Source organism: Pseudomonas sp. 2VD, assembly GCF_005503585.1.
Taxonomy (GTDB): domain Bacteria; phylum Pseudomonadota; class Gammaproteobacteria; order Pseudomonadales; family Pseudomonadaceae; genus Pseudomonas; species Pseudomonas aeruginosa.
The window spans coordinates 1-4,561 of the sequence record NZ_SCND01000430.1; the positions used below are offsets into that span (position 1 = coordinate 1).

Below are 4,561 nucleotides of genomic sequence, written 5' to 3' on the forward strand. Positions count from 1 at the left end.
ATCCGCCGCTGGCGTCGCGGATAGGCGGCGGATAACCGCGAGCGGTTATTCGCCTTACGGCCCCAGGCTGCCCAGGTAGCCGGCGAGCGCCTGGATGTCGCTATCCTCCAGGCCGCCGGCGACCGCGCGCATGGTCGCGCTGTTGCCGCGCTTGCCGTCGCGGAAGCCGTGCAACTGGGTTGCCAGGTATTCCGCCCATTGCCCGGCAAGGCGCGGCGCCTTCAGCGCCGCCAGGCCCTGGGCGGCGGGCCCGTGGCAGGTGACGCAGGGGGGTACGCCGCGCTGCGCCAGGCCGTTCTCGAAGAGCTGGCGACCGCGTTCGCGTTGCGCCGGGTCGGCCAGGGTCTGTTCGCCGGCGCTCATGCGCTGGGCGGCGAACCAGGCGGAGACGTTGACCACGTCCGCCGCGCTCAGCTCCTCGCCGCGACCGTTGGTGGCCGGGTTGCGCCGGCGCTGGGTCTTGAGGTCGTAGATCTGCTTGTACAGGTATTCCCGGTCGAGCCCGGCGAGCTTCGGGTAGCTGCGGTTCGGTCGTGGCCCGCCGTTGCCGTCGTCGTCGTGGCAGCGCGAGCACATCTTCTGCGCCATCGCCTTGCCGCGCGCCAGGTCGGCCGGCGCGTCCGGGCCCGGCACGGCGGCGGCCAGCGGCAGGGAAAGCAGGGCCGAGAGGCAGCCGGCCAGCCAGCGTTTACGCTCAGTCATGCTGCCAGGGCCCCCGCAGCCAGCCGTGGATGTCGTAGTCGGCCATGCAGCGCTGGACCATCGCCTCGCAGTAGGCCAGGTGCCCGCGACGGCTGGCCCAGGCCAGCGAGTCGAGGCGGATCTGCTCGGCATTGCCGGAATAATGGCTCTCATAGACCGCGTGGCGCGCGCCGAACTCGCTGCCGGTGGCGTCCCAGATCAGCTTGAACAGCTTCAGGCGCTGCTCCGGCTCCAGCTCGGCACCGCGGTAGTAGCTGTCCACCAGCCGCCGCGCCTCGCCGTCGCGCAGGTCGGCGGCGCCCGAGACGGTGACCAGCGGGGCGCCGCCGAGGGCGCTTTCCAGCAACTCGCGGACACGCTTCCAGATCTGCGGCACCTGGATGCGCAGGGCATTGGCGTACTCCAGGCGCGGCACCGCCGAACCGGCGGCGTTGCGCTCCGGGTCGCGGGCCATGGCGGTGGTCAGCGCCTGCAGCAGGTGCTGCAGGGCGATCAGCTCGCCGAGGGCCGCCTGTATCCCGCGGAAGCCCTGGGTGCCATTGGCGCGCACGCCGAGGGAAAGCAGGCCGATCATCAGTTCCAGCTTCACCCCGAGGCGGATGCCGGACTGGAAGTTGTACAGGTTGGCGAAGCCCGACTCGGCATAGAAGCCGGTGGCGCGGCGCAGGTCGCGGTAGACCAGGACGTCCTCCCAGGGAATCAGCGCCTTGTCGAACAGCAGCACGCTGTCGTTCTCGTCGAAACGACTGGACAGCGGGTAGTCGAAGGGGCTGCTCGCGCGCTCCTCGTAGGATGGCCGGCACATCAGGCGCAGGCCGGGGTTGTCCATGCGGGCGAAGAACACAACGGCGAAGTCCTCGGCCTTGCCGGCCTCCATCTGCGCCGAGGCGACCGGGGCGACGAAGGTGGCGTTGGTGATGGCGCTGCCGGTGGCGAGCATCTTCGCCCCGCTGACGACGATGCCCTGGTCGGTCTCGCGTTCGACGTGGACGAACACGTCGCGCATCTCGTGGATCGCCTTGCTGCGGTCCAGCGGCGGATTGATGATCGCGTGGTTGAGGAACAGCCCGCGGTCGGCGAAGGCGCGGTGCCAGGCGCAGGCGTTCTGCCGGTAGTCGCCGTAGAAGCCGGCGCCGGCCTCCAGCCCGGACATGAACGCCGCCTTGTAGTCCGGGGTACGCCCCATGAAGCCGTAGGTCATGCGCGACCAGCAGCCGATCGCCTCGCGCGCGCCGAGCAGGTCCTCGGCGTTCTGCGCGGGGGTGAAGAAGCGGTGGCTGCGGCGGCCCTGGGCATCGACCCGGGTGAGGACGTCGCGCTGCTCGCCGTGGAGGCCGTCGTAGAGCCCGGCGATGCTGCGGCAGGCGTTGCGGAACGCCCTGTGCCGGGTGACGTCGGCGACCCGTTCGCCGTTGAGGTAGACCTGGCGACCGTCGCGCAGGCTGTCGAGATAGTCGGCGCCGGTCATCAGCGCGTTGGGGACGGAATGGCTCATGCTGGTTCCTTGTCGGGACGCCGGCCGTGGCGCGCACGGCCGGCGGGGCGGTCAGTCGCGCTGCAGGTGCGGGTTGCGCAGCGCCGGCTCGGCGTGGATATGCACCCGCCGCAGGTGGCGCGGCGCGCGGTGGACGAAGGCCTCGCGACCGTGCAGCAGGGTCAGGTTGTCGGCGATCACCAGGTCGTCGCTGCGCCAGCGGTGGGCGTAGTGCGCCTGTGGGTGGTACAGGCAGCGGCGCAGGCTGGCGAGCAGTTCGCCGCGCTGTTCCGGGGCGATGTCGTCGTAGTGGAACTCGGAGGGGTTGATGAAGCTGGCGTCGCCCTCGACCGGCGGTTCGCAGAAACGCAGGATGGGGAATTCTCGGCGCGGGTGGCGCTCGACTATCGGTGCCGCCGAGCGGCTGCTGTAGTGCGCCGCGCTGCGCTGGTACCGGCCGCTGGCGCGGCGCCAGAGTTCCAGCTCGCTACTGTCGGCCAGTTGCAGCGCCGCCGGGGTCGAGCTGAAGGTGGTGCGGCCGCCGTCGCTGTCGCCGGGCGCGTCGACACAGTGGAACACCTGGAATTCCGGCACCGTCTCCAGGTACATGCCGTCCCAGTGCAGCGGCACGTAGTTGTTGGCGAAGATGTGGTCCTCGGCGCCTTCCTGTTCCACCAGCTCGAGCACCGCGCCGAACGGCCACAGCATCACTTCGCCGAAGTCGTGGCAGTAGCGGGTCAGGCTCTCGGCGTCGGCGAAGGCGGCGAAGCCGCGCAGGAGCAGCAGGTGGTGGCTGCGCGCCAGGCCCTTGAGCCACTGCGCCGGCAGCTCGCCGACGTGCATGCCGGGGCGGCCGGGCTCCAGCAGCAGGCCGAAGCGCGGCTGGTTGCCCTGTTCGTCGCGCAGCGGCGAGAGACGTACCGGTTGATCGCTGAGATAGGCGTTCATCGTCTGGCTCCTCGGGCTCAGGCCACGGCGGCGCGCCGGGCGGCCCTGGCCGGCAGGCGGTAGTGACTGGGCTGGCCGTTGATCTGCACCAGTTCGCCGCCGAGTTCCAGCACCTCGCTGCGCTTCATCAGCACGAAGCGGTCCTCGGTGTTCACCGCAACGCCGTGCCAGGGCGTCAGCCAGTCGTCGCGGGTCGGCATCATGTGGATGCCGAACTTCAGGCTGTCCGCCGGCTGCGGATGGATGGACAGGCGGATCGCGCGGGGGAACTGGTCGGCCAGCAGCGCGCCCCAGGCCCAGCTGCGCTGGATCACCCCGTAGGCGCGCTCCTTGGCGTCGCGTTGCAGGGCGGTCTTCGAGCCCTGGTAGTCGGGGGTCAGGCCGTCCTCGTAGAGGAAGCGGGTGATGGCGCGGTACAGCAGCAGGCCTTCTTCGCTGGCCAGCAGGGTCTCGCGGATGCTTTCCAGCGGCTCGGCGTAGCCGTCGATCAGCAACTGGCGGAGCTGCTCGTGGTTGTCGCGCTGGGCCTCGAAGGCGCGTACGTCCTCCAGGTTGAACACGCCGATATGGGTGGCGCCGATCTCCTCGATCATCAGGCGCAAGGCATCCTGGTAGGCGCTGATGTGCGCATCGCCGATCCTCACCAGGTCGCCGAACACCCGGCCGTCGGAGCAGACGGTGATCTTCGCGCCCGGTGCATAGAACAGCTGGATGCGCTGGCACAGGTGGTTGAGGAACGACAGCGACAGGCGCTCGGCCATGTCCGGACGGCTGTCGAGGACCTTGCCGGGGTTCGGCGACTTGGCCGGAAACGCCGGCAGGACGAACTCGATGGGCTCGCCGGCTTCGATGAAGGCGGCGATGCGCGGCAACTGGACCTGTTCGATGCGGCGGACCTCGTCCGCTTCGCTGGCGCTCTGGCGATGCTCGGGGTAACGGCGGCGATAGAGCAACAGTTCTTTCAATACGCGTGCGGGAAGGGTGTCTTCGGCGATGGCGTACATGCAGGTGTTTCCTCCTTGTGGGCGGATGCCGGCGGGGCCGGCAGCGGAAGGCGACATCCTGTGGACTCGCCGCCGGGGGATAAACCGGGGAAGGCCGGAAACACTGTTCGCTGAAGCTTGACGATGGGCGCCGGGCACGGGCGGGCCGCCGGCGTGGTCGCGTATCGCGGGGAGGGCTGAAGGAAGCGGCCGCCGGCGGGCGGCCGCAGGGCGGTCAGTCGGCGTTCTCGCCGCACAGGTCGAGGGCGAACCAGCGTTGCGCTTCGTCGCGTCCGAGGCCGGCGCCGAGCAGGCCGAAGAGCTTGCCTAGGGCCGCCTCGCGGGTCATTCCGCCAGCCGAGAGCAGGCCGGCGTCGCGCAGACGGCTGCCGGCGGCGTAGACGCCGAACTCGACCTGGCCGTAGGCGCACTGGCTGACCGCGGCGAGCAGCAC

At 70.2% G+C, this 4,561-nt stretch carries 4 protein-coding genes and 1 pseudogene; all 5 read right to left on the bottom strand.

Annotation, left to right across the window (positions count from 1 at the left end; genetic code table 11):
* Window positions 1-54 precede the first annotated feature (54 nt).
* The gene (gene pvcD, locus FFS27_RS28930) at window positions 55-702 is read right to left on the bottom strand and encodes a paerucumarin biosynthesis heme-binding protein PvcD (RefSeq protein ID WP_003089261.1); all 648 of its coding nucleotides are present in this window, start codon (window positions 700-702) and stop codon (window positions 55-57) included.
* Window positions 695-2,197, bottom strand: a complete 1,503-nt coding sequence (gene pvcC, locus FFS27_RS28935) for a paerucumarin biosynthesis protein PvcC (RefSeq protein WP_003089259.1) — start codon at window positions 2,195-2,197, stop codon at window positions 695-697. The genes pvcD and pvcC overlap by 8 nt, the downstream gene beginning before the upstream one ends.
* Window positions 2,198-2,248: 51 nt before the next feature.
* Window positions 2,249-3,124 carry a paerucumarin biosynthesis oxygenase PvcB gene (gene pvcB / locus FFS27_RS28940; protein ID WP_034013982.1) on the bottom strand — a complete coding sequence of 292 codons (876 nt, stop codon included), beginning with the start codon at window positions 3,122-3,124 and terminating at the stop codon, window positions 2,249-2,251.
* A 17-nt stretch (window positions 3,125-3,141) separates the two neighbouring features.
* Entirely contained in the window at window positions 3,142-4,128 is a 987-nt protein-coding gene (pvcA, locus tag FFS27_RS28945; RefSeq protein ID WP_003139453.1) for a paerucumarin biosynthesis protein PvcA, read from the bottom strand.
* A gap of 214 nt (window positions 4,129-4,342) precedes the next feature.
* Window positions 4,343-4,561 (bottom strand): annotated as a pseudogene (locus FFS27_RS28955) (asparaginase); the annotation flags it as partial.